The following is a 24,241-nucleotide window of genomic DNA, read 5'->3' on the forward strand; positions in this document are numbered from 1 at the left end:
CCAAGTCCTTAGTCTTTAATGAATGCCAACACTTCAGCTCTAGTACGGTGATCCTTCGCAAACGTTCCCCTTACAGCAGAAGTCACTGTTTTAGATCCCGGCTTTTTTACACCTCGCATGGTCATGCACATATGTTCAGCTTCCACTACAACCATTACACCATGAGGCTCAAGCTTTTCCATGATCGAGTCAGCCACTGTTGAAGTTATGCGCTCTTGAAGTTGTGGACGCTTCGATACAGCCTCAACCGCCCTTGCCAATTTACTTAAACCGGTTACTCTCCCGTTTTTCGGTATATATGCTACATGGGCTTTTCCGTAAAAAGGGACTAAATGATGTTCACAGACAGAGTAAAATGGAATATCCTTTACAAGTACGAGTTCTTCATGGTCTTCTCCAAAAACTGTTTCGAAATATTCCTTTGGATCCTGATTAAGTCCAGAAAAAATTTCTTCATACATTCGGGCTACACGGCCAGGAGTATCAAGCAGTCCTTCCCTCGTAGGGTCTTCCCCTACAGCCTCAAGAAGCATTTTAACCGCTTCTTCTATTTTGGCATGATTAACATTAGCCATTTATAGTACCTCCTAAAAATTCATTAAAATTATGTATTCAGAAATTCAAGGCATTACACCCTGATATCCATATTTCCTATAATTAAAGCGGCCCATTACCTCCAGCAATGACAAGCCCAAGAAACGCAGCTTCGCCGGAAACGGTTTTTTCTTACTGGTTATTTCCTGATGACAAATTCACCATTTACAGCGTTTCTAAAATATTCACTGTCTTTTATATTATCACAGATAGAAATTAAGAAGCAAAAAAAGGACCGCGTTTTCACGCGGCCCTTTTCGGTTAAGCACCCGTATGTAATGGTAGAATTACTTCACTGCATCTTTCAGTGCTTTACCAGGTTTGAAAGCTGGCACTTTGCTAGCTGCAATTTCGATTTCGTCACCAGTTTGTGGGTTACGACCTTTACGAGCCGCACGTTCACGAACTTCAAAGTTACCAAAACCAATCAATTGGACTTTATCACCGTTTTTTAGCGCTTCTAAGATTGTATCAAAAACAGCATCAACAGCTTTTGTAGCGTCTTTCTTAGAAATTTCAGTTGCTGTCACAACTTCATTAATTAATTCTGTTTTGTTCATGCCATTCACCTCCTCCCAAAAGGATTCTTTATAAAAAATCATTATTACAACACTATAATAGTGATTTGATATTAGTTTCGGTTTACAAATTTTCATTCCCTGGAAATCAAGGATTACCTAGCCGAATTAATTTCCAAATAATGCATCCATAAATTTAAAAATAGGTTGAAATCGCTGTTATAACGCGTTTTCTGTATGTAGATTATCACAAATCCTATTAGCTTAGCAAGGGAATTCAAAAAATAATGGGAATCTTTTCATAAATAATTGTATATATTATAAATTTTGTCTTTCGCTATTCATCATTTCCCTTTTTTATAGAAATTAAACTTATTATATTACTGAAAATCGCTTAACCACAGGGTTTTTCAAGATTATACTAAAAAACAATAGTTTTTTTCAACTATAAGCCTCCGCAAGTGATATTTTATTTGTGACCCTTCCGTCCATAGCATGCAAAAAGACCAATCCATTAATGGAGTTGGTCCAGCTTTTAAACGTTTTTTATAAGATGATGGCAATCAATCCCCCACTGCCCTCATTAATAATCCTCTCCAGTGTCTCTTTCAATTTATAGCGTGCATTGTCTGGCATCATCGCTAATTTCACCTGTATGCCTTCCCTTACATAAGAACTTAGGCTTCTGCCAAAAATATCAGAGTTCCATATGGAAAGTGGATTGTCTTCGAAATCCTGCATCAGATAACGGACCAATTCTTCACTTTGCTTTTCCGTTCCGATGATTGGCGAGAATTCGGATTCGACATCGACCTTGATCATGTGGATGGAAGGAGCTACAGCTTTTAGCCTGACACCGAACCTGGCTCCCTGACGGATGATTTCCGGTTCATCAAGACTCATATCGTTAAGGGATGGGGCTGCCACACCATATCCAGTTTGTTTGACCATTCTCAATGCATCGGCCACCTGATCATATTCTGCTTTCGCATACGCAAAGTCCTGCATCAAAGATAACAGATGATCCTTGCCCCGGATCTCCACACCGACAATTTCCTTCAGAATATCATCATAGAGTTCATCTGGGGCGTATAGGTCGATTTCTGCAACACCCTGACCCATCTCAATGCCCGCAAGCGCGGCACGGTCAATGAACTCGAATTCATTGAAATGACCGACTACACGATCTACATCCCTCAGGCGTTTAATATCCTTAACGGTCTCTTTAACCGCTTCCTGGTAACTTTCCCTTAACCAATGATCCTCTCGCAGAACCATTACCCAACTCGGGAGATTAACATTGACTTCGAGAACAGGGAATTCGTACAGGGCCTCACGAAGTACGCTGTAAACATCCGATTCCCGCATTCCTTCGACACTCATGGCCAATACAGGGATATCATACTTTTCCTGCAAGGATTCCTTCAGTGCGACCGTATTTGGGTGGTGAGGCTGAACGGAATTGACAATCATGATAAATGGCTTGCCAACCTCCTTCAATTCTTCAACAACCCTTTCCTCGGCATCTAAATAATCACTTCGCGGAATTTCTCCTATTGATCCATCCGTCGTGACGACTACGCCTAATGTGGAATGATCCTGTATTACTTTGCGAGTACCGATCTCAGCTGCTTCATTGAACGGAATCGGCTCTTCATACCAAGGCGTATGAATCATGCGGGGACCATTTTCATCTTCGTACCCTTTAGCCCCAGGTATTGTATAACCCACACAATCGACTAAACGGATGTTCACGTCGAGACCTTCAGCTACCTGAATCGATGCTGCCTGATTCGGTACGAATTTTGGTTCTGTAGTCATGATCGTCTTTCCAGCAGCACTTTGAGGCAATTCATCCTGTGCCCTGGCACGGTCCGCCTCTGACGGGATATTCGGAATAACGACTAACTCCATGAATTTTTTAATAAATGTGGATTTCCCAGTCCTGACGGCACCGACAACCCCCAAATATATATCGCCACCGGTCCGCTCAGCTATATCTTTAAAAATATCTACCTTTTCCAAGGTATCCCCTCCCGAATTAGAGTTTTGGGATTTCGTTTATCCATTTGATTTTATTTAGGACACTATATATCTATGATGTTGTCCTAAAAATTTATTCCAATTATTTCCCTGGTTCAATCCCTTCCTCCACCAGAAATTTTATATAAGGGTTGTTATTTAAAATGTAGGATGAAATAAAGATAAAGAAATAACCCTTCCCCTACAATATATTTTGCAGAAGAAGGGTTATGCCTATTTTGTAAGAAATATTGGATTATTTGTTTTTTCATCAATTGTATATGGCAATGAATAGGCAGGGACGAACTCCGAACTCTGTACTAGCAAGTCCCGGATATCATCACCTGGCTTGATTTCCCCATCATGCTTCTTCAATGCCTCAAGTAAATCCGGGGTATAATCAACAAAAATATCACCTTGACCATCAACTACAAGGTATAAGTCTTTTTGTGAAAATGGACTCGTGACCGTAGGAGCTTCCTTCAGGCCCATTTTTTCATAATCAAGTGTAAAGACATTATCGGATAACCTTTCCCTAAATGGCGGATATCCGTTGCTTTGCTGATAAGCAGTCAATCTCAAGGAAACATCCTGAATCTTCTGTGCCATCCTGACATCCAACAGCTTTACAGTCGGATCTTTTTCAGCATTAACGAGGATGTATTGAAAGACGCCCCCTGATTCAAAGGCATTGTCCGGCGGTTCAGCCAGATACCTCGGTGAGATCTTAGAAAACTTTATAACATATTTTTGATAAATCGGTGTTTCTGCATCTTTTGTAACAATGGGCAGTATGCCGCCTTCATCTTTCTGAAATTGATCGACTGCACTTTGTACGGATTGTATCTGCTCTTTATAAGGCAGTTGGTTTTGCATTTTTTGCTTCTCTGGATATAAACAGCCAGATAATGATACGGCAATGCATAATAAACATAATATTTTGAAAAAATTTTTCATCATTTCTCCTCACCTATTAAGTGGTTGGCCCGCTAAGAACAACGATAAGGATGATCAAGCCGGCTAGAATCATAAGTATGTATGCGATAATTGCTGTCAAGCCTCTCCAAAAACCTTTTAATTTATAACGGCTTATGTAGATTAGAAATATAGAGATAACCATAAAGCCCATAGCTATAAAGGATATCCACATTTTTTGCAGAGCAGGTGTCATATCTTCATCACTCCTTTTTCCAGAAATTATTATAACATACCAAATTACGTTAAAGGAATTAAATCATTGTCAAAACTGTGTAATTCTCAATTTACATGACTCATTTTCGTGCAAAAAATTTTTAGGTACAGATATATAACAAAAAATATGTATAGTAATTTCCATACCTCCTCCCTCCAATAAAAAACCTGCATAGAATAAATTCTATACAGGTTTTTTATTGGAGGGTTTTAAAAATTCGAACCTTGATTGGAACGTAGGGCACTCGCTTTCCGCGGGCGGTCCGCCCTCGGCGCCTTTGCGCCTGTGGGGTCTCCCTTGGACGCGCTTTTCCCGCAGGAGTCTCTCACACCCGCTCCAATCAACTTTGTTTTAACAATTAGATATAACCGCTTTTGCCTACAGTCTTTTTTGTTTTAAAATTTTAAAGTACTCAACAACAAATAAAGAGGGATATCGTGAGTACAAATCTCCCAAACACATTTGTAAGACATGTTCATTTTTATCACAGTGTACAGAAAGCAAAGACCATCAAAAAGTGGTGACGCGCCATATCTGGCAAGAAAATATAGAAGAAGCAGATCACCTGCGTCATCATCAAGATGTAAAACCTATCTATGCGAAACGCAAGGAAACGATTGAGCGTGTATTCGCAGATGCAAAAGAAAAGCATGGTATGCGTTGGACTACTTTAAGGGGACTTAAAAAATTGTCGATGCAGGCGTTGCTTACTTTCGCTGCCATGAATGTAAAGAAGATGGCCAATTGAACATGGCAAGGTCCAAAAATGGCCTAACAGAGTGGGCTCGTAGAGACCCAAGCTCTTAATCTTGAGCAAAATTCCAAGAAAATATCAAAAGGGGTTCGGAATTAATACACTCCGAACCCCTTTTGTCGACAAACTGAAACCTGCATAGAATAAATTCTATACAGGTTTCTGAAATTCCTTTTAGATTGTCAACAGCCCCCTAAGGCTGTTTTTCTGCTTACTTATATTAAGATTGAAGCGTCGGCAAAACCTCTTTAAACGCTTTTATGACTGTATCCACTTCATCCAAATGTATTGTCAATGACGGCTCAATCCTGATTGTTTTGGAGTTTATAAGCGTACCTGCCACCAAGATGCCTTTATCAAAGAGGGCTTTAGAAAAATCATAACCCACTTCGTCTTTATGGAACTCAATACCAATCATCAATCCTTGTCCGCGAATCTCCAATACTTTATCTTTGTGCTCTTTAGCCACTTCCCTTAACCCATTTAAGAAGTATTCACCAACTTCTGCAGCACGCTCCGGTAATTTTTCCTCCAAAAGCACGTCGATCGTAGCAATGGCAGCAGCACATGCGAGTGGATTTCCTCCAAATGTCGTAGTGTGCATGAATGGATTGTCGAACCAGCTTTTAAACACTTTCTCATTGGCTACAACGGCCCCTGCAGGCATTACTCCGCCGCCAAATGCTTTCGCTAAACAAAGAATGTCCGGAACCACATCATAAAGCTGGGATGCAAACATTTTACCTGTACGTCCCATTCCTGTTTGAACCTCATCCAATATCAATAACGCATCATATTCGTCACATAGTGCCCGAACCTGCTTTAAATAATCTTGCGGAGGGAGGATGACCCCTCCTTCACCCTGGATAGGCTCCAACAGCACAGCAGCAACGTCTTCACCGACCAACGCACAACTTTCAAACGTTTTTCTCATCATATCCACATCACCGAAAGGTACATGACGCACACCTGGAATCAGTGGAATGAACGGTTTTCGGAACATGCCCTTTGCTGTTGCTGATAAGGAACCAAGACTTTTACCATGGAATGATTTTGTCGTTGAAATAATCGTGTATTTGTCACTGTACATTTTAGCCAACTTAAGAGCAGCCTCCACGCTCTCCGTACCGCTGTTCGTAAAGAATGAGTATTTTAAATCTCCCGGCGTGATATCGGCTAGGATCTTTGCAAGCATTGCACGCAATGGATCAAGTAAGTCCTGGCTATGAAGGGCTTGTCTTTGCAATTGATCGGTTACGGCCTTTACTACTTTAGGGTTACGATGGCCAACATTATAAATGCCAAACCCACCTAAACAATCAATATATTTTTTTCCATTAACATCCGTAAAACATGAATCTTGATCAGACCACTCTACCGCAGCGAATTGTGTGTCTTTAGTGACCGTCTTCCGATATTCCAAAAACCCTGGGTTTACATGGTTACGGAAATTCTCGACCGTTTCTTTCGTTACCCATTGGGCATCTTCTTTTGAAATTTCTTTTTGCTCAATTAATTGAAGCACCTTTTTAATATAATCCTGGGTTTCTGATTGGTTGGCTTGAGTTTTACTTTCTACGTTAATTGACATTTTATACTCTCCCTTTTTTTATAAATTTATTGGATGGTTAATTAAGGATGCTTTTGATGAATCTTTAATGCTTACCTCCCTTTTTTTCTTATACTTACTTACCAAGCAAGTACCGTGCCAAGATAATTAACCAATAAAATCGCATTTTTTTTAATAAATACCACTAAACCTATGCAACTTTGCATATAATTATTTTACTTTGCATAATCTATCCTTGGAAAACCATTAAAAAAGCTTACCAAATTCCTTCATAAAAAAAGCCGTTGATAAGTGAATAACATCACTCGTCAACGGCTTTTTTTCAATATGTATTTTTTTCGATCCTCTTACTCTGTTCAGCCAAGACTTTTTGATACTTCCTGCTCACTGATGATTGACTTATCCCCAGCGCTTTTGCCGCTTTCGTCGTAGTTTTATACTGTTTCATGGCCAGCATGATCAATTGCTCTTCAACATGATCCTGGGCTTCCTGCAGCGGAAGGATTCTTGTAATGATGGGTTTTGTTTGTTTAAAGTCACTGCCGACCGGAATGAACCTTTGAATGAAGCCGGCATCGATCATCTCTTCATCTGCAGAGACAACCAATCTTTCAATCATGTTCTGCAATTCACGAATGTTCCCCGGCCATGTATAGACTTCCAGTATATTCAAGGCATCAGGGGAAAAGTGGTAATTCCGCTGATACCTTTCATTCAGTTTTTGCAGAAAATGAAAGGCTAGCGGCGGTATATCCTCCGGCCTTTCCCTTAACGGGGGCACATGTATGGGAATGACGTTCAATCGATAGAATAAATCTTCTCTAAACGTCCCCATCTCGACCATTTTTTCCAGTCTCTTATTCGTTGCTGCAACAATTTGAACATCGATGGAGACAGGTGTCGTACTGCCTATCGGGATCACTTCCTGTTCCTGGAGGACTCGCAGCAGCTTGACTTGCAGATGTATAGGCATGTCACCCACTTCATCAAGGAATAGAACACCGTTATTGGCCTGTTGAAAGTATCCTACTTTCCCATTTTTATCCGCTCCCGTAAATGAACCCTTCGTATAACCAAACAATTCACTTTCGAGGAGGTTTTCCGGAATCGCCCCGCAATTTATCTTCAGGAAAGGTTGCTTGGAGCGCCTGCCCATTTTATGGATAGCTTCGGCTATCACTTCTTTACCCACTCCCGACTCCCCGTTGATTAATACAGTAGATGAAAAATGGGCGATTTTCTGGACTTGGCTGATTATCTGCTCCATTTTAGGACTGGCAAAAATCAACTCTTTATAAAATTGATCTTGCTTTTTGAATGAGTCCAGTTCTTTCTTCATTTCATTTAGTTCCGATTTCAATTGTGCCGTTTCCGTTATATCCCTAGATGCAATGACTATACGCTCTATATCCCCTTTTTCATTGAATACTGGAGTACCGACGGAAAGTACTTTTTTATTCATTTTCGTATCTTGGACAATCGATACTTTCTTTTTTTGTTCAAGGACTAACCGGGGGACCGAAGGATTGAAAATCCCTTCATCTTCTAATTGCAAGAGATTCTTTCCGATATAATCTTTTAAATCCTTTCCCCAGAAACCTGAGATGATGCTGTCACTATAGCGTAATAGCTCCCCTTTTTGATTGACGACCAGAATTTCATCATAGATATTCGCTAAAATGGCATTCAAGTCTTTATTCGAGCTTTTTATCAAATCTATTTCCATGGCCATTTCCTCAACCATCGGTAAATCCTGAACGATGATGATCAGGCCTTCGACTTCTTTTTCATGATTTAAAATCGGGCTATAATCGACAAGCACACTCATGACATCAGTAATCTCCAGCTGATTAAGAATACTGCTCCCGCTGGCAAACACGTTATGTATATGCTGCTTATCGAAGATGTTTGCAGCAGGTTCATTAAGGACTTGTTCTGAAGGTTTTTTTATCATTTTCAAGCCAGATTCATTGAAGTTCACGATATTTTTTTCTTTATCAGCCACAAAAATCCCCATAGGAATGGATGTTAAAATAACATTTAGCAGGTCTAAGTTTTGTTTGCTGTCCTGCTTGAATAATTCAGCTAAAACATCTTCCCTTTTTACATAACCGGTAAGCAGGCCTTCATCCGTTTTTATCAGTACGATAGGTTCACCGATAATTTGAAACAGGAGCGGCATAGAAATGTTTGGATGCAATTTACAAACATTTTCAATCGAGAAAGCATACTGTAAAAGCTGATCGACTGTTGTTACTCTTTCATTTAACGGGAGGTCATCCATGCGGATATAGGCAAATACTTGATTATCCTTCATAAGAAAGAAGAAAGGTTCCTGTATCTCATCAATTTTTTGCTCTGAAAATGTTGGTTGATCAATTGTTATAGATATGAATGGTCTAATTTTATCATCCGGAATAGATAACACAGTTTCACTCTCCTTTTGTAACCCAACCTATATTTTAACACAATTCTGAATTGCAAGATAAAAAATAAATATGTTCAGCTTCTCATACCCAACATTTACCTTTATTCGATCCATAATAAAAGGGGTTCCTTCTAAATGTTAAAACAAAGTGACTTGGAACGGGTGCGTGAGACTCCTCCGTCCAAGGGAGACCCCGCAGGCGCAAAGGGCCGAGGGCGGACCGTCCGTGGAAAGCGAGTGCCCTACGTTCCAATCAACGTTCTATTTTACAAACCCTCAAAAAGACTGTAGACAAACTCAATTATTATCGAGTTTGTCTACAGTCTGAAGGGTTCTTTATTGAACCCTTTTGACCTAAAGATCAGTTATACATCTTTTACTAATTTTTCATTGGACAAAGGGGCATTCATCTTTTCGTACTTAATATCCTCCACAATACTGATAATAGTCGCAATAGTCAGTAAACTAAAAGCCCCGCACATAAGCCGGTACAGAAGGAAAGCTGCTGAAAAGAACGGCTGAACAACAAATAATTGACCATTGGAATGAATAAAATCCATTAGTATCGACCAACCCACCAGAAAACCGGCATATGGATTAATCGACTTTTGCGTAGGCATATGCTGAACCTGCCGATGGAATGACTTTCGCCATCTGTCCATAACTGTTTTCCGTGAAAAGCATCACCATTAAAGCGAGTATGTAGGCTCCAGGAACTACATGTGACATTTCTGCTGCGATGCCATATGTGCTGAACACCGTTGCTAAAGCCATGAATGAAAAACCGAATAGAATAACAGGCATGAAACCTCTCCATTTTCTCATCAGACTTATAACCTCCCCCCTTCGTTTCATCAATAGAGTGGATTCACTGGGCTTCTTCAAAATGAAATAGCGGAGGGGATTCCGTAAACCATTTTGTCCGGTACAGAAGATAACAAATTCCAATTAACGCCCAGACAACCCCTAGGATCAATGAACTCATATCGAGATTAAGCCACAGAATGAATACCGATGCCCCTCCAATAACCGGGGACAGAATAGTTGAAAGAAATCCTTTCATCGTTCGGAAACTTTTGTTTCTTATTGCATGGACGATTACACAAATATTCACGAAAGTAAAAGCAATTAGAGCCCCAAAGTTAATGAGGGAAGCGGCCGTAACCAAATCAAGGAATAAGGCAATCATTGATATGGTCCCGACAAAGATGACATTAAAAAATGGCGTATTGTATTTGGGGTGGACAAACCCAAAAAATTTTTTTGAGATCATTTGGTCACGCCCCATGACATATAACAATCTAGAAACACTAGCATGGGATGCAAGACCGGAGGCAAGGGTACCGGATAAAGTTCCAGCGAGAAAGAAAGCTTGAAATAACTTCCCGCCCACAAAAAGGGCAATTTCCGGGGAAGCCGCCTCAGGATCGCCAAAACGGGAAACATCAGGGAAAAATAACTGTGTAAAGAATGCAGCCGTCACAAATAAAACCCCACCGATCAGGGCAGTCAAAAAGATGGCCCGGGGAATCGTTTTAGATGGATTTGGTGTTTCTTCCGATAATGTAGTGACAGCGTCAAACCCCAGAAACGAAAAACAAAGGATTGTAGCGCCTGTAATGAGTGTCGACATTTCCATATGAGGCCCGATGAATGGCTGAACTGAAAAAACGTCACCTGTTCCTTCTCCACCCATGACCCCTTTGACCACAAGAGCCACAAAAATAATGATGACCAACATTTGAAAGAAAACTAGAAAGCTATTAAAGTTGGCAGCAAAATTAACATTGAATAAGTTAATCCCTGTCATTAAAAGAACAAATGCCACTACCCATATCCACGGGTATACTTCAGGAAAAAGAGCTGTTAGGTATATTTTTGTTAAAATGGCGTTCACCATCGGTAAAAATAAATAATCAAGCATCGATGACCACCCGACAAGGAAGCCTAAATGTGGATTTATCGTTTTTTGAGTATAAGTATAGGATGAACCTGCCTGCGGATAAATTTTCACCATTTTTCCATAGCTGGCTGCAGTAAACAACATCGCCATAAGAGCAATGACATAAGCTGTTGGCACATGCCCCCCCGTTTCTTCTGAAACTATCCCGAAAGTATCAAAAACAACCATCGGCGTCATATAACCAACACCAAGCAATACGATATGCCATAAGTTTAAAGACCTTTTCAGTTGACCTGTTTGCATGTATCCTTCCCCTTCCTTATTTAACCAGAAAAGTTATCCAACTTTCCCGGCCTCCTTTATAATTTTTTTGTTATAATACACTTCGCAATTTTCATACCAAAAAAAAAAGTCGATTTTTAACAAAAAACAAGGAAATAAGTAGAATATTTCATGCAAATTTGAATAACTCATGCAATTATTCATAATCCCTAAAGTTAGCTAAAAGAGAATCAATGATTTTTACCCATAAAAAAAAGCAGAAGATATAAAGATACCTTCTGCTCATTTGACTAAATCCCCCGTGCCGAGGTCAAATTACTAGTTTACTTTCGTTGCATTGTATGCTGATACACGGCAAGGCGCATCATCGAATGCCTAATTTAATGAAATTCTTTTATTAAAATCAACAAACGCGAGGTTAATCCTGCTGTCTGCTATCCAATATGTTAAAAAGTTCTTCCATTTCATTCGTTTTTGAACGATTCATTAAAAGGTCAACTGCCTTTTTCACTTCTTCTCCATTGAATAAAACATCGTACAAGGCTTCTGTGATCGGCATGTTCACTTCGTACTTTTTAGCTAGTTGATAGGCGGCTTTAGTGGTTCTGACACCTTCAACGACCATACCCATGTTTTCCAAAACTTCTTCAAGCTTTTGCCCTTTACCAAGCATATTCCCAGCTCTCCAATTACGGGAATGGACGCTTGTACAAGTGACGATCAAGTCGCCAATCCCAGCTAAACCTGAAAACGTTAGTGGGTTGGCCCCCATGGCCACCCCCAGGCGGGATATTTCAGCCAATCCCCGTGTCATTAATGCAGCCTTGGCATTATCACCATAGCCTAAACCATCCGTAAGGCCGGCACCCAAAGCAATGATGTTCTTCAATGCCCCACCGATTTCAACACCAATCAAGTCGGGATTTGTATACACACGGAAATTATTATTGATAAAGATGTCCTGAACCCTTTCGGCGGCCTTCATATTCTTTGAAGAAACGGCAACTGTTGTCGGGTGACGCAGACTGACTTCTTCTGCATGACTCGGTCCTGAAAGAACCACTATATCTTTAAGCCAATCCGCCGAAGAGACTTCTTCAATCATTTCCGATATACGAAGCAGTGAATCAGGTTCAATTCCTTTACTCACATGAACGATCGTCAATGGTTTATCATGAGCCTCTTTAATCTGACCAAGCACTTCCCTGTAGGCTTTGGTCGGCACCGCCAAAATAATTATTTCAATCCCGGCCAACGCTTCTTTAATGGACGAATATCCTTTAATCCCCAAAGGCAATTCAATCCCAGGCAAGTATTTTTCATTCGTATGATTTTGATTTATTTCATCAATTTGTTTCTGATTATGTCCCCATAATCTCACTTCATGCTGGTTATCAGCTATTACCATCGCTAAAGCAGTTCCCCAGCTCCCTGCACCAATCACAGCGATACTTTCTTTTGCTTTCACCATTGTATAACCACCTTTACTATTTCCTTTGGCGTCCAAAAATTCGTATCGGTGTTCCTTCAAAACCAAAGGCATCCCTAATTCGATTTTCTAAAAATCTCTCATATGAGAAATGCAATAACTCCGGATCGTTAACGAATACAACGAAAGTAGGCGGCTTAATCGCAACCTGAGTCGTATAATAGATTTTCAAACGGTTGCCATTATGAGTCGGTGTCGGATTCATCGCCACGGCATCCATGACCACTTCATTCAATACATTTGTCTGAACACGGATAGCATGATTCTCACTAGCCTGATCGATGACTGGTATTAAGGTATGTGTCCTTTTTCTAGTTAAGGCAGAAAGATAGATGATTGGCGCATAATCCAAGAATAGGAAATGGGCACGGATCTTTTCTTCAAAATCCTTCATCGTTTTTTCATCTTTCTCGATGGCATCCCACTTATTGACGACGATGATGATCGCTCTACCCGCTTCATGGGCATATCCGGCAATTTTTTTATCCTGCTCACGAATACCTTCTTCAGCATTCAGGACCACAAGAACAACGTCTGAACGTTCAATTGCCCTTAATGCACGAAGAACGCTATATTTCTCCGTACTTTCATACACTTTCCCTTTTTTCCGCATCCCAGCAGTATCAATAATGACATATTCTTTACCATTATATTTATAAGGGGAGTCAATCGCGTCGCGAGTCGTTCCTTCAATTTCACTTACAATGACACGATCTTCACCTAACAATGCATTGACCAGTGAAGATTTACCTACATTCGGTCGTCCAATCAAACTGAATTTAATGACATCATCAGCATAATCCTGGCCGCTGAATTTAGGGAAGTGTTTGGCCGCTTCATCCAGTAGGTCACCAAGACCAAGTCCATGAGACCCGGAGATCGGGAATGGATCGCCAAAACCTAACGCATAGAAATCATAGATTTGATCTCTCATTTCTGGGTTATCGACTTTATTTACCGCAAGGACAACTGGCTTTCTCGATTTAAAGAGAATCTTAGCGACCTCTTCATCTGCAGACGTTACCCCTTCACGACCATTCGTCATAAAAATTATCACATCGGCTTCATCGATGGCAATTTCAGCCTGCTGGCGAATTTGTTCTAGGAACGGCTCGTCACCGATATCAATTCCACCTGTATCAATAATGTTAAAATCATGTGTCAACCATTCACCTGAACTATAAATCCTGTCACGTGTTACTCCAGGAACGTCTTCGACAATCGAAACCCGTTCTCCCACTATTCTATTAAAGATTGTCGATTTTCCCACGTTCGGACGACCGACTATCGCAATTACCGGTTTTGGCATTGCTATTCACCCTTTCTGCTACTATATCTCTGTCAAAGTCACGAAATTCATGAATGCATTTATTACGGTTGCTTTTTGCATTATTGATTTTCATTATTTCCTTTTAAAGGAAAAGGCTGTATCCATCATCATATAAAGGAAAATTTCATCAGTAAGAGAATTCCCTACTGATGTTCAGTTAAACGTATCAAGTATTTACAGGCAGTTTGTCCACTTTACTCCCCAGTTCCTCAGGTGAAGTGAAGCTGAACCCTCAGCATGCTAAAACGTGATTATAAACAGCCCAAAAAAATGAAGAAGCTTTCGGCATACTGCTTCCTTTTTAATTATTTAGAGCATTTTACGATTTATCTACAGACCTCTAACTATCCTATAGTAACAAATTTCTCGCCAATCAACAATGATTGTATGCATAAAAGCCTTCCACTTCCAATTGATTCCATTTAAACTGCAGCCTTTTGGATAAAAACGGATAACACCCCATACCTTTTTTCCTTAATCTTTCCCAATACTCCTCATTGATTAAAATTCTCTTTTCTTTGTTTTGATAACAATCTCGATTGGGATGATGAATAAATGTATTGGCCAACAAGCTCCAACATTCTCCACAGTATGTTCGTGCCCAATATCAGCACTGCATTATCATGCCATGCGTATGCAAGGGCCACATAAGACAAAGAGTGATAAACAAGCAATCCAGAATATATGATATCACCCATTATCAAACCGATTAAAAGGACGAACAATCGATGTTTCCAATTTTTAAAAAGTAATAGGATAAGATAATTCAGGAAAATACACAAAAGATAAGAGGGTTTCATGATGAGCCATATCGGATCAAGTAAAGAAAAAAGTTGAAAACTGGCATAGGCGAGAGTGATAATAAGACTTCCGCAGATCAGTTCCATCACCTTGATGATTGATTGTTTCCTAATATACACGCATAGTATAAAGAAAAGATATGGGCCGCTCAAATGCATGGTAAATAAGGAAACCTCCAGTTTATACCCCGTTAATACCATTACGGCTAATAGATGAAAAAGAAAATCAAAACGAAATGGAACCGTTTTTGGAATAAAATACATGACAATGACCCAAACTATCCATGACATCCAATAAAACAAAATTCCATCCATGCAGCATCCCCCTTTTAGGAACATTATGGCTTGTTTATTCAAAGAATAAACGTAAAGGCGGGGATTTAAATGAGGAACTGCAATATTCATCCATAAAACCGTCCCCCTAACATTTTAAAAAGGAGGTGTAAACATGGGTAAAGATCGACAAGAAAAGAAATTGAAAGAAAGTAAACGGGTGGAGTCCGATAGGGACCAATCCTTGGGTCATAAAGGGGCAACAAGAATGGAAAGTCCCGAAGAGGCACGAAAAAGGAATAGCTAAGTTATCCCGAACAAAAAGAAGCATCTCAATCGTTTCAATTGAGATGCTTCTTTTTGTGGAATTCATTTAGCATATGCCGAACAATTTATGCCTCTTTGAGATAACCAATGATAGGTGTTGCCTTTGATGACTATTTTCGCATTCCTTAATTCTGAGATATTACCGCACCCTAGTGCAGTCATGATGATCTTTAAATCTTCATGTATGTAGTTTATTTCTTTAATCAATTGTACCAGGCCAAACTCTTTATGCAGCTTGAGGAAATGTCCGGCTAACCCGACACCTTTCGCTCCTAAGGCCAGGCTTTTTGTAATTTCCAAAGGGCTTTGAATGCCCCCCGATCCAATAACTGAAAGCTGAGGTGAAACATTAACGGCTTCGACTATCGAAGCAGCTGTCGGTATGCCCCATTCATTAAAATATCCGAGTATTTTCGCTCGTCTTTCATTTTCTATTTTAGCAAAATTCGTTCCGCCAAACCCGCCTACATCAATGATCGATACACCAACGGAATGTAATTGCTGCACCGTTTCCTTACTCATCCCAAATCCAACCTCTTTTACGATGACAGGAATTCCGATACTTCTGTTGATTTTCTCTATTCTCGAAAGGGTACCCGCAAAATTCCTATCCCCTTCAGGCATCGTCAATTCATGAATGACGTTAAGATGAATCTGCAGGGCATTTGCCCCGATCATTTCGCTGGCTCGCTTTGCCTGTTCGACTGTTGCTTCACCGCCAAGATTACCAATCAGCACTCCATCAGGATTTTCCTGTCTTACCACTTTAAAGGAGTCTTGCTGACTAGAATCCTTGATGGCTGCCATTTGTGATCCAACCGCCATAGCGATTCCTGTTTCCCGGGCAGCAATGGCCAGGTCACCATTCAATTTTTCAGTTTCAGGGCCTCCGCCACCGGTCATGGCATTTATAAAAATTGGCGAACTTAATTCAAGTCCGCCAACTTCCGCTGATAGGTTCACATTATCCAAGGAAATCCCTGGTAAGCTTTGGTGAATAAACGAAATATCCTCTAGCCCTGTTTTATGCTGCTGACCTGTTTTTAACGCAAATTCTATATGATCTAATTTTCGTTGTTCTCTCTCCAAGGCCCTCACCATTATTATCTTATTTTAGTTTTTTCAATTGATCACCAATCATTTCACCTAGCTGAAAGCCCTTCGATTCTTCAGGAAGCTCATAATCCGATGTGTTGTATTTGGATTGAGGTTCTTCAAGTTCTTTAATGCTCAATGATAGACGTTGATCCGTTTCATTGACATCCAGGACCTTCACTTCGACAGACTGGCCTTCTTTAAGTATTTCTTGTGGTGTTGCAATATGCTTGTGCGAGATCTGTGAAATATGGACAAGACCTTCTACCCCTGGGAAAATCTCAACGAATGCACCAAAAGAAACAAGGCGTTTAACGATACCATCTTGTGTAGAGCCCTTTGCAGCTTTTTCTGCAATTCCTGACCATGGTCCCGGAAGAGTATCCTTTATGGAAAGTGAAATCCTTTCATTATCACGATCAATGGATAGAACTTTCACCTGCACATTATCCCCTTCGGAAACCACATCGGATGCCTTTTCGACATGCTGATGGGATAGCTGGGAAATGTGGACAAGACCATCTACGCCGCCAATATCCACGAATGCACCAAAATCGGTAATCCTTTGGACCACACCTTCAAGCACCTGCCCGCTTTCAATCTTATCCAAAACGTTTGCTTTTTGTTTTTCCTTTTGGTCTTGGACGACTGCCCGATGTGAGAGGATTAAGCGATTCTTGTCTTTCTCAAGCTCAACGATCTTGAATGTTAAGGTTTTGTTTTTGTAATCAGAAAAGTCTTCAACGAAATAGTCTTCTACTAGAGAAGCTGGAACAAAACCACGTACGCCTAGATCTACAACAAGCCCGCCTTTGACGACATCTTTAACTTCAGCCTCAAATACGTCTCCGTTTTCAAATTTCAATTCCAGGTCATCCCATGCTTTCAGAGCGTCAATCTTACGTTTAGATAGAATGAGAGCTTCTTCTTCTACTTTAATGATTTCCAGCTCCAATACATCCCCTACCGAAACGGCATCTGACGCCTTTTCGACATGAAGGCTCGATAACTCACTGATAGGAATGATTCCATCTGTCTTGCTGTTTTCACAATCGACAATGACCTGTTTTTCTTCTACCTTTGAAACGGTACCTTTAACTTGATCCCCAACTTTGTAATTGTTCACTTCTACCTGGTTCATATCTTCTGTCATTACTAACTCCTCCTTAACCCATGACTGATCAGCAAACTTCCTCTTCATCGGCCACATATTTTATTTAAAGTGGTTCAATAAAAACACTTTCCTAATAAAGATAAAAACAGTTTTTTTTAGAGTAATAAGGTTATATTCCTTTTCATCACCAATAAGGAACAATACCCTTATTTTATAAATTCTAACAAAATCAGAAAATTGTCAAGTATCAAGAACTATTTATGCTCGGAAATCAATTTTCCAATTTGTTCCATGATGATTTTAGTAGCTTCATCAGCTGATATTTTCCGTTCCCGATATTCGGTAAAATTTATAGGAGGTCCGTAAACCACCTTCAAAGGACGCAAAAGTTTATATGGGCCGATAATCGCACATGGTATGATCACGGCATCAGATCGCAGTGCGAAAAATCCGGCGCCAGCCAAACCTTCTCCCAATTCACCTGTCTTACTCCTGGTTCCCTCGGGAAACAGCCCAATAGCCTTGCCCTCTTTCAATAGCTTTAAACCTTTTCTAAGGGATTCCCGATCGCTATTGCCCCGCTTCACGGGAAAAGCATTCACTCTTGGTAATATACCCTTTAAAATAGGTGCTTGAAACAACTCTTCTTTCGCCATGAAATGGATGTCCCTTGGAGATGTCATGCCAACTACAGGCGGATCAAAATTATCAATGTGATTGGCACAAATCAATACTCCGCCCTCTTTAGGGATATGTTCCTTTCCAAGCGTCTTAACCCTATACGCTGGCATTAAAACGCCTTTTACGACGTTTTTGCCAAATGTGTAAAAATCCAATTTCATCTTTTCCTCTCTTCTATTAAAGACATGATACTTTCTGCCACTTCTTGAATCGATAATGAAGTCGTATCAATTTCGATGGCATCCACTGCCTTTTTCAGGGGCGATACCTCGCGTTCCGAGTCCAGCTTGTCCCTTGTTGCAATTTCTTCCCTTAACTTTTCGATATCGGATGGGAAACCTTTCAAAATATTTTCCTGATGTCTCCGCTGTGCCCTTTCATCTACAGAGGCGACTAGAAATACTTTTACTTCGGCGTTTGGAAGAACGTGCGTTCCGATATCCCTGCCATCCATGACCACTCCGCCATTTTCACCAAAGATTTGCTGCCTGCAAACCATTTCTTCCCGGATGCTCCGGTGCTTTGCCACCTCCGAAACAGAACCAGTCACTTCATTGTTTCTGATTTGGGCTGTCACGTCCACATTATCCACGAACACCAACTGCCCATTTTCACTTGGTCTTAATTCGATATCTGTATTGATGAGAACTTCGGATAGTGCTTGTTCATCATTCAGTCGAATCTGTTGGTTAATGGCCTTATAGGTAAGGGCCCTGTACATTGCACCTGTATCCACATATATGTAATTGAACTTTTCTGCAACAATTTTAGCAACCGTGCTTTTTCCAGCAGCAGCTGGTCCATCGATTGCAACTGATAATTTTTTTTCCATAAATCCTCCCAAGAGTCCTACAATCATGCTGATTATTTAGTACCCTTATATTTTATCACATCTAGCGGGAAAATCATTAATAAAAGGGAAGTGTACGTTCAAAATCACCTAGTTCATCTCTCGATCATACATCCATCAATCATTTCCCTTTATCCAAAATCTTCATACAAAAAAAAGCGGATCACCGCTTTTACTTTGAGGTCCCATTGAATGTTTCAATGATTTTCGTATAATTATTGCTAGTGACACCTTCATACCTCGAAAGCTTGGTCAAATCAAAGATTTGATCCTCCCTGCTCAAAAGGAACTGGAAAAAAAATAAGCAGGCCAATTGGATGATTATCACTTTAATTAATAGTCTTTCAAATGTTTTCATAAGCCGCACCTTCCATACTGTTTATATTAGCAGTATGGATGGAATAGCTGTTTTTCATTCAATCATGTCAAACTTACAAGCCTTTTTTTCTTTAAATCGACCTGCTTTTCAAAAATGAATCTCATTAGTGTCTGTACTTCATTTTTAGTCAGTCCAAGAAATTGACGTACAGTAGCTTATCTCCAGGCTCTTTCTCCGTTACACGAATGACTTTACTTTTAAACGTAAATAATGGATCTCCCCGATTTTAGTGTAAGCGCCATCTACAGGTATCATTGCGAAACCGATTGTATATGAGCCCCTTTTTAAAGCCTTTAGAAACTCTGCTACTGATATCCTCCATTGCGAAAGGGAGTACACCCGGAATGTTCTGGATATATGCCGTATCAAGGGTTACAACCATTCGCACGTATTTGAACATATCAGGAAACAACATAACATTACCAATGAATTTTCCCATATAATTCAAAAAACATATAATTTATTATGTCATGAAATAAAAAAGGGAAAGTGACTGGGCACATTTCCCTAAATGAATGAAACATCCTGACAGTTTAAATTAAATTCTCGTATACGGGTTCGGAGTTCTTTAATTTTTCCACCTTTTCTTCTAGGCCAGTATCTGCATTAATGAAAATACGGTAGGTATCCTCTTTAATCGTGCCGAGAAATTCATAACAAAGTACTTCTTCACCAATATCATTGATGATTATCGCCTTTCCTTCTTCCATTACTTTCACATTCAAGTTGATTTTGTCCTTAGCTTCTTTTTCGGATATTTTCGGATTTCCTATTTCCCTGGTTTTATGTGATTTTAAATACTCGTCAGCTGAAAATCCTATAACGGATCCGTCATCCAATGCGATTTTGACCTTGACTGAATCAGGATAAATCTTGACTCCATTTTCAGATGATACGAAATTAAGTAAAGCGATATTATCGTACTGAGCACTTTCAAATAATTCAAGTGAACTGAAATCATGTTCCTTTAAAAAATCTATGGCTTTTGTATTGGCTTGATTCAAATCAATATTTGTTTTGTTCACGTCCCTATTATTGATATACCAAATAGGGTAACCGCCTTTTTTTGTTAAATCCATATTTAATTCGGTACCGGAGTCCTTATCGAGGATGCTCACACTATAAAATCCATAATCGGAACCTTTGCCGTTTTCTTCAACATTCACCTTCAAATTTTTGCTTTTTGAATGAGCATAGCTTTTTGCTGTCGCAATCGCTTCTTGTTTTGTAATGGTTGCACCTTGCAAATTTTTGAAGTTTTCATCCCTCTGTGGTGCAGTAGTAAACGTCGGATTCATCTCATTTGTTTCCCCATATCCAGAAACTTTTTTCTCTACAGTTTTTAATCCGTCGATGATCGTGTTATCTGAATTTTCTTTTCCAGATGCAAGAGCCATTTCGACATCCATCCATCTTAAATTGTTTTTAAGGACTAGATACTGAACTTTTCTTAACTCGTCCTGGATGTCCCCTGCCTGCGTGTACAAGGATTGCAAAGTCGAATATTCCTGATCATTCAATGGTTCTTTTTCAAGGTCACGTACAGCTGTTTTATAACTGAAGTCCGCAATTTTCGATAAAAATTCTTCTGTCTTATTAAAAGGAAGCAAGGTCAATGGCAATTGCCCTACATCACTTTGGGCTTCGGAAGTGATACGCCAAACATCTGTTAAAGCTGGACTTAATGAATATCTTGAATTCATCGCCAAAGTACCGCCGACCTTATCGTGCAATAAATCTACTTGGTAGCTTAAATCATGAAAGGCTCGCTGATACGTATTCTCCGCGTTAATTAATATAGCATTTTTTTCCTTATGTTCTTGATAGCCCCAGAATGCAGTTCCTGCAACAACTACAACAAGCAGGGCAATCACTATATTCCTGATCATTTTCCTTCACCTCTTTACTTACAAAAGATATGTTTTCCGATTCTTTTAATTTGTTGTCTTGACCAGATCCATTTACTTGTTGCCGTATCGGGATTAAAGTAATATTCTGCATTACTGCTTGGATCCCAACCATTGATGGCATCCACCACGGCTTCTTTTGCCCTTTCGTTTGGAGTCAGCCAAATCTGTCCATCCGCAACAGCCGTAAAGGCCCCAGGTTCAAAAATTACTCCTGAAATCGTATTCGGGAAAGCTGCACTTTCCACCCTATTCAGTATTACTGCTGCAACAGCAACCTGACCTGTATATGGCTCCCCTCGTGCCTCTCCATAAACGGCATTGGCCATTAGCTGTATATCGTTTTGAGAATATCCTCCCGGAAGATTGGCTGATGTCGCCGTTTTGGAAGGGGCATTTCCGGAAGCATTGCCTCCACCTGACTTGGATCCATTTGCATTTCTTTTCACTTTCACCTGTTTTTCAATGGGGACCCCCCCATAATAGGTGAACTCGTTCCCTTTATTGATCTGTTCGTGAACAAATTTTTTATTGAAGTTAGAGGCATTGGTCAACTTCTGTTTTGTTGTAGTTCCTGCTAAACCATCGATAGGAAGCCCGAAATCTTGTTGAAAGTTTCGAAGTGCCCAATAAGTTCCCCATCCATAGGCTCCATCAATCTTTCCATTATAGTAACCGATGTTTTGTAATCGTGCCTGCATTTCAATTACATCATCACCAACCGCACCTTTTTGAATGACTTGGCTCGAAAAGGCATTTGTTCTTGTTTCCGGGTAAATTCCGAAACAAATAGTTATACACGAAAACAGCAATAGCCATTTCCATTTTGACGAAATTCCTTTCATCAAAAACACTCCTCTTTTTCTTGAATTAATGTAATACTATTTTCTTCTTAACTGTCTTTTTTATTCCATACCATAAAAAAACGGAGCGGGCAAAATATGCCAGCACTCCGTTTTGGAAGTATTTATCATTTGCTAATAAAATGTTTTTGAGAAAGTTTTTCTGCGTGAAAGTCAGACAACAAACGTGCCTTTTTTACTTTTTTCATACCTAACCACCATAGGCAAATCATAAATGGCATAATGAAGTATACCCAAAATTTTTGGGAAACTAAAATATAGTCATAAACCCCATGTAAAGCGATTGGGATGACCAATGCCAATAATAAATAGAACCGATTATTCGAAGCTGAAAATTTCGCCTTGCCCAAATAATACCCCATGAGCACACCGAACAAAGCATGACTGGATACAGGGAGAACCGCCCTGAGAAAAGCATGTTCCACCCCGTTGGCCAGCAGGTATAAAATATTCTCCATCGTAGCGAATCCAAGGGAGACTGCAGCGCCGTACACGATCCCATCATATGGCTCATCGAATGCTACGTGCTGATAAATAACATAAATGAGAATGAACCACTTGAAGAATTCCTCAAGCAGTGCAGCCCATAAAAATGCATTAGCTAAGTCGGTATTCAAGATATGTTCCGTTTCGAGCACATACTGTATGAACATTATCGGCAAAACCAGAAAGACACCGAATAAAAATGTTTTGACCACAACCGATATAGGCTCGGTTTCATATTGATCTTTCAAATAGAAATAGCTAAGTAGCGCCAACCCTGGCGCAATAGCCGCTGACAACATGACCAGCATTAGCTGACCCTCTTTTCCTCTTCTTTTCCTTAATCGTACCACGGAATGAAGAAAAACTGAATCCAAGAATCAAGTCTTCCAGCATTTATTTACTTAAAGAAGGTTTCATCTACAGAGTTTTCGCTTGCCAGCACGACAGCTAACTTAATTCTAGCCTTTTTGCTGTCATAATCAGCACCTAATATCACGCCGCGCTGTTTTAAATCAAATGCGCTGCCTACATAATCATATGCCGGGTAAACTTTACCTTCTTCGGCACTTGTTGTCATGACGACCGTAATGCCATTATCGATTACATTTTGTATGGAAGTTACCATTTCAGGGGTGCCTTGTCCCCTTCCTACACCCTCGAGCACGATGCCTTTTGCACCATTTGCAACCGCTGCATCAATAAAGATGCCATCAGCACCTGTGTGGCACTTGATGATATCCACTCTGGGAATGCAATTCTGAATCTCATAATACTCCCTATGTAAAGGTTTTTGATAAATGCTTACGACATCATTATCAATTATCCCCAAATATCCATATCCAAAGGATTCGAATCCCTGCAAATTGGAAGCATGGACTTTTTTAACATACTTTGCTGAATAGATCCGCTCATTAAAAACGACAACTACGCCAACATCCCTAAGCAAATCACTCGCAGCGCATAATATTGAATTCCTTAGATTGGAATATACATCGGTTCCCACGTCATGGGGAGACCGCTGGGAGCCGGTTAATACAATTGGACGTTGATCCTTATTCGTTACATCAAGGAAGTAAGCCGTTTCCTCTAGTGTGTCCGTACCGTGGGTCACAACGATTCCCGTAACTTCCGGATCTTCCAATTCCTTATGAATGGCTAATTTAAGCTGTTGCATTTTCTCAAAGGACATGGACATGCTTGAAATCTGGAAAACATCCACCACTTTAACCTCGATATCGTTGGGTAATTCGCAAAGTGATGCCAACTCCTGGCCAGTCAATGCACCTGAGGCCAACATACCATTAATGGTTTCTTTACTGGCAATAGTCCCGCCTGTCGTTATCAATGTTATTTTATCCATATTTACCCATCTCCTTTTCGTTCC

At 40.1% G+C, this 24,241-nt stretch carries 23 protein-coding genes and 1 pseudogene; 2 read left to right on the top strand and 22 right to left on the bottom strand.

Features of this window, described 5'->3' with window-relative positions:
- Positions 1-8: 8 nt before the first annotated feature.
- The 5 genes from folE to UP17_RS15455 all read right to left on the bottom strand — a co-directional run bounded on the left by folE (position 9) and on the right by UP17_RS15455 (position 4,305).
- Positions 9-575: a GTP cyclohydrolase I FolE gene (folE, locus tag UP17_RS15435; RefSeq protein ID WP_061463880.1), complete on the bottom strand. Its 567-nt coding sequence runs from the start codon at positions 573-575 to the stop codon at positions 9-11.
- Positions 576-881: 306 nt separating this feature from the next.
- On the bottom strand, positions 882-1,154 hold the full coding sequence (locus tag UP17_RS15440) for an HU family DNA-binding protein (protein WP_034308023.1): 273 nt from the start codon (positions 1,152-1,154) through the stop codon (positions 882-884).
- A gap of 504 nt (positions 1,155-1,658) precedes the next feature.
- Positions 1,659-3,137 (bottom strand): stage IV sporulation protein A, encoded by a 1,479-nt coding sequence (spoIVA, locus tag UP17_RS15445; RefSeq protein WP_061463881.1) that lies wholly within the window; start codon positions 3,135-3,137, stop codon positions 1,659-1,661.
- Positions 3,138-3,368: 231 nt separating this feature from the next.
- Positions 3,369-4,094 (bottom strand): hypothetical protein, encoded by a 726-nt coding sequence (locus UP17_RS15450; RefSeq protein WP_375166216.1) that lies wholly within the window; start codon positions 4,092-4,094, stop codon positions 3,369-3,371.
- A gap of 13 nt (positions 4,095-4,107) precedes the next feature.
- Positions 4,108-4,305: a DUF2768 domain-containing protein gene (locus UP17_RS15455; protein WP_061463882.1), complete on the bottom strand. Its 198-nt coding sequence runs from the start codon at positions 4,303-4,305 to the stop codon at positions 4,108-4,110.
- A gap of 418 nt (positions 4,306-4,723) precedes the next feature.
- Here UP17_RS15455 and UP17_RS26755 point away from each other — a divergent pair.
- Positions 4,724-5,074 (top strand): annotated as a pseudogene (locus tag UP17_RS26755) (transposase); the annotation flags it as partial.
- 226 nt (positions 5,075-5,300) lie between these two features.
- Here UP17_RS26755 and UP17_RS15465 read toward each other — a convergent pair.
- From UP17_RS15465 to UP17_RS15500, 8 genes are all read right to left on the bottom strand, one after another.
- The gene (locus tag UP17_RS15465; protein ID WP_061463884.1) at positions 5,301-6,671 is read right to left on the bottom strand and encodes a putrescine aminotransferase; all 1,371 of its coding nucleotides are present in this window, start codon (positions 6,669-6,671) and stop codon (positions 5,301-5,303) included.
- Between the two features lie 301 nt (positions 6,672-6,972).
- Positions 6,973-9,078: a sigma 54-interacting transcriptional regulator gene (locus UP17_RS15470; RefSeq protein WP_061463885.1), complete on the bottom strand. Its 2,106-nt coding sequence runs from the start codon at positions 9,076-9,078 to the stop codon at positions 6,973-6,975.
- A gap of 365 nt (positions 9,079-9,443) precedes the next feature.
- Positions 9,444-9,698, bottom strand: coding sequence for a hypothetical protein (locus tag UP17_RS28480; RefSeq protein WP_061463886.1), 255 nt, complete (start codon positions 9,696-9,698; stop codon positions 9,444-9,446).
- Positions 9,676-9,903: an APC family permease gene (locus UP17_RS15480; RefSeq protein WP_061463887.1), complete on the bottom strand. Its 228-nt coding sequence runs from the start codon at positions 9,901-9,903 to the stop codon at positions 9,676-9,678. Before UP17_RS15480 ends, UP17_RS28480 begins: the two co-directional genes overlap by 23 nt.
- A gap of 43 nt (positions 9,904-9,946) precedes the next feature.
- On the bottom strand, positions 9,947-11,284 hold the full coding sequence (locus UP17_RS15485) for an APC family permease (protein ID WP_061463888.1): 1,338 nt from the start codon (positions 11,282-11,284) through the stop codon (positions 9,947-9,949).
- A gap of 397 nt (positions 11,285-11,681) precedes the next feature.
- Positions 11,682-12,734: an NAD(P)H-dependent glycerol-3-phosphate dehydrogenase gene (locus UP17_RS15490; protein ID WP_061463889.1), complete on the bottom strand. Its 1,053-nt coding sequence runs from the start codon at positions 12,732-12,734 to the stop codon at positions 11,682-11,684.
- Positions 12,735-12,750: 16 nt separating this feature from the next.
- Positions 12,751-14,061, bottom strand: a complete 1,311-nt coding sequence (der, locus tag UP17_RS15495; protein WP_061463890.1) for a ribosome biogenesis GTPase Der — start codon at positions 14,059-14,061, stop codon at positions 12,751-12,753.
- Positions 14,062-14,576: 515 nt separating this feature from the next.
- Positions 14,577-15,197, bottom strand: a complete 621-nt coding sequence (locus UP17_RS15500) for a YphA family membrane protein (RefSeq protein ID WP_155727336.1) — start codon at positions 15,195-15,197, stop codon at positions 14,577-14,579.
- Positions 15,198-15,330: 133 nt separating this feature from the next.
- On the opposite strand from UP17_RS15500, the gene UP17_RS26760 reads away from it, so the two are divergent.
- Entirely contained in the window at positions 15,331-15,462 is a 132-nt protein-coding gene (locus UP17_RS26760; protein ID WP_081108853.1) for a YpzI family protein, read from the top strand.
- 62 nt (positions 15,463-15,524) lie between these two features.
- On the opposite strand, the gene fni is transcribed toward UP17_RS26760, so the two are convergent.
- The 9 genes from fni to UP17_RS15545 all read right to left on the bottom strand — a co-directional run bounded on the left by fni (position 15,525) and on the right by UP17_RS15545 (position 24,217).
- Positions 15,525-16,571, bottom strand: coding sequence for a type 2 isopentenyl-diphosphate Delta-isomerase (gene fni / locus UP17_RS15505; protein ID WP_061463892.1), 1,047 nt, complete (start codon positions 16,569-16,571; stop codon positions 15,525-15,527).
- A 19-nt stretch (positions 16,572-16,590) separates the two neighbouring features.
- The gene (rpsA, locus tag UP17_RS15510; RefSeq protein ID WP_061463893.1) at positions 16,591-17,730 is read right to left on the bottom strand and encodes a 30S ribosomal protein S1; all 1,140 of its coding nucleotides are present in this window, start codon (positions 17,728-17,730) and stop codon (positions 16,591-16,593) included.
- 215 nt (positions 17,731-17,945) lie between these two features.
- Positions 17,946-18,527 (bottom strand): lysophospholipid acyltransferase family protein, encoded by a 582-nt coding sequence (locus UP17_RS15515; RefSeq protein ID WP_061466133.1) that lies wholly within the window; start codon positions 18,525-18,527, stop codon positions 17,946-17,948.
- 2 nt (positions 18,528-18,529) lie between these two features.
- Positions 18,530-19,204, bottom strand: a complete 675-nt coding sequence (gene cmk / locus UP17_RS15520) for a (d)CMP kinase (protein ID WP_061463894.1) — start codon at positions 19,202-19,204, stop codon at positions 18,530-18,532.
- A 190-nt stretch (positions 19,205-19,394) separates the two neighbouring features.
- Positions 19,395-19,580, bottom strand: a complete 186-nt coding sequence (locus tag UP17_RS15525) for a YpfB family protein (RefSeq protein WP_061463895.1) — start codon at positions 19,578-19,580, stop codon at positions 19,395-19,397.
- A gap of 554 nt (positions 19,581-20,134) precedes the next feature.
- Positions 20,135-21,490 (bottom strand): germination protein YpeB, encoded by a 1,356-nt coding sequence (gene ypeB, locus UP17_RS15530; protein WP_061463896.1) that lies wholly within the window; start codon positions 21,488-21,490, stop codon positions 20,135-20,137.
- Between the two features lie 14 nt (positions 21,491-21,504).
- Positions 21,505-22,353: a spore cortex-lytic enzyme gene (sleB, locus tag UP17_RS15535; RefSeq protein ID WP_061463897.1), complete on the bottom strand. Its 849-nt coding sequence runs from the start codon at positions 22,351-22,353 to the stop codon at positions 21,505-21,507.
- Positions 22,354-22,478: 125 nt separating this feature from the next.
- Positions 22,479-23,165, bottom strand: a complete 687-nt coding sequence (gene prsW, locus UP17_RS15540; RefSeq protein WP_061463898.1) for a glutamic-type intramembrane protease PrsW — start codon at positions 23,163-23,165, stop codon at positions 22,479-22,481.
- 89 nt (positions 23,166-23,254) lie between these two features.
- On the bottom strand, positions 23,255-24,217 hold the full coding sequence (locus UP17_RS15545; RefSeq protein WP_061463899.1) for an asparaginase: 963 nt from the start codon (positions 24,215-24,217) through the stop codon (positions 23,255-23,257).
- Positions 24,218-24,241: the final 24 nt, after the last annotated feature.

The organism is Peribacillus simplex, assembly GCF_001578185.1.
In the GTDB taxonomy this organism is placed as follows: domain Bacteria; phylum Bacillota; class Bacilli; order Bacillales; family DSM-1321; genus Peribacillus; species Peribacillus simplex_A.

Excerpts from the sequence above, each read along its gene's own strand:
- folE (WP_061463880.1), bottom strand. The coding sequence starts at position 575 with ATGGCTAATGTTAATCATGCCAAAATAGAAGAAGCGGTTAAAATGCTT.
- UP17_RS15440 (WP_034308023.1), bottom strand. The coding sequence starts at position 1,154 with ATGAACAAAACAGAATTAATTAATGAAGTTGTGACAGCAACTGAAATT.
- UP17_RS15450 (WP_375166216.1), bottom strand. The coding sequence starts at position 4,094 with ATGATGAAAAATTTTTTCAAAATATTATGTTTATTATGCATTGCCGTA.
- UP17_RS15455 (WP_061463882.1), bottom strand. The coding sequence starts at position 4,305 with ATGACACCTGCTCTGCAAAAAATGTGGATATCCTTTATAGCTATGGGC.
- UP17_RS15465 (WP_061463884.1), bottom strand. The coding sequence starts at position 6,671 with ATGTCAATTAACGTAGAAAGTAAAACTCAAGCCAACCAATCAGAAACC.
- UP17_RS28480 (WP_061463886.1), bottom strand. The coding sequence starts at position 9,698 with ATGCCTACGCAAAAGTCGATTAATCCATATGCCGGTTTTCTGGTGGGT.
- UP17_RS15480 (WP_061463887.1), bottom strand. The coding sequence starts at position 9,903 with ATGAGAAAATGGAGAGGTTTCATGCCTGTTATTCTATTCGGTTTTTCA.
- UP17_RS15485 (WP_061463888.1), bottom strand. The coding sequence starts at position 11,284 with ATGCAAACAGGTCAACTGAAAAGGTCTTTAAACTTATGGCATATCGTA.
- UP17_RS15490 (WP_061463889.1), bottom strand. The coding sequence starts at position 12,734 with ATGGTGAAAGCAAAAGAAAGTATCGCTGTGATTGGTGCAGGGAGCTGG.
- der (WP_061463890.1), bottom strand. The coding sequence starts at position 14,061 with ATGCCAAAACCGGTAATTGCGATAGTCGGTCGTCCGAACGTGGGAAAA.
- UP17_RS15500 (WP_155727336.1), bottom strand. The coding sequence starts at position 15,197 with ATGGATGGAATTTTGTTTTATTGGATGTCATGGATAGTTTGGGTCATT.
- UP17_RS26760 (WP_081108853.1), top strand. The coding sequence starts at position 15,331 with ATGGGTAAAGATCGACAAGAAAAGAAATTGAAAGAAAGTAAACGGGTG.
- rpsA (WP_061463893.1), bottom strand. The coding sequence starts at position 17,730 with ATGACAGAAGATATGAACCAGGTAGAAGTGAACAATTACAAAGTTGGG.
- cmk (WP_061463894.1), bottom strand. The coding sequence starts at position 19,204 with ATGGAAAAAAAATTATCAGTTGCAATCGATGGACCAGCTGCTGCTGGA.
- UP17_RS15525 (WP_061463895.1), bottom strand. The coding sequence starts at position 19,580 with ATGAAAACATTTGAAAGACTATTAATTAAAGTGATAATCATCCAATTG.
- ypeB (WP_061463896.1), bottom strand. The coding sequence starts at position 21,490 with ATGATCAGGAATATAGTGATTGCCCTGCTTGTTGTAGTTGTTGCAGGA.
- sleB (WP_061463897.1), bottom strand. The coding sequence starts at position 22,353 with ATGAAAGGAATTTCGTCAAAATGGAAATGGCTATTGCTGTTTTCGTGT.
- prsW (WP_061463898.1), bottom strand. The coding sequence starts at position 23,165 with ATGCTGGTCATGTTGTCAGCGGCTATTGCGCCAGGGTTGGCGCTACTT.
- UP17_RS15545 (WP_061463899.1), bottom strand. The coding sequence starts at position 24,217 with ATGGATAAAATAACATTGATAACGACAGGCGGGACTATTGCCAGTAAA.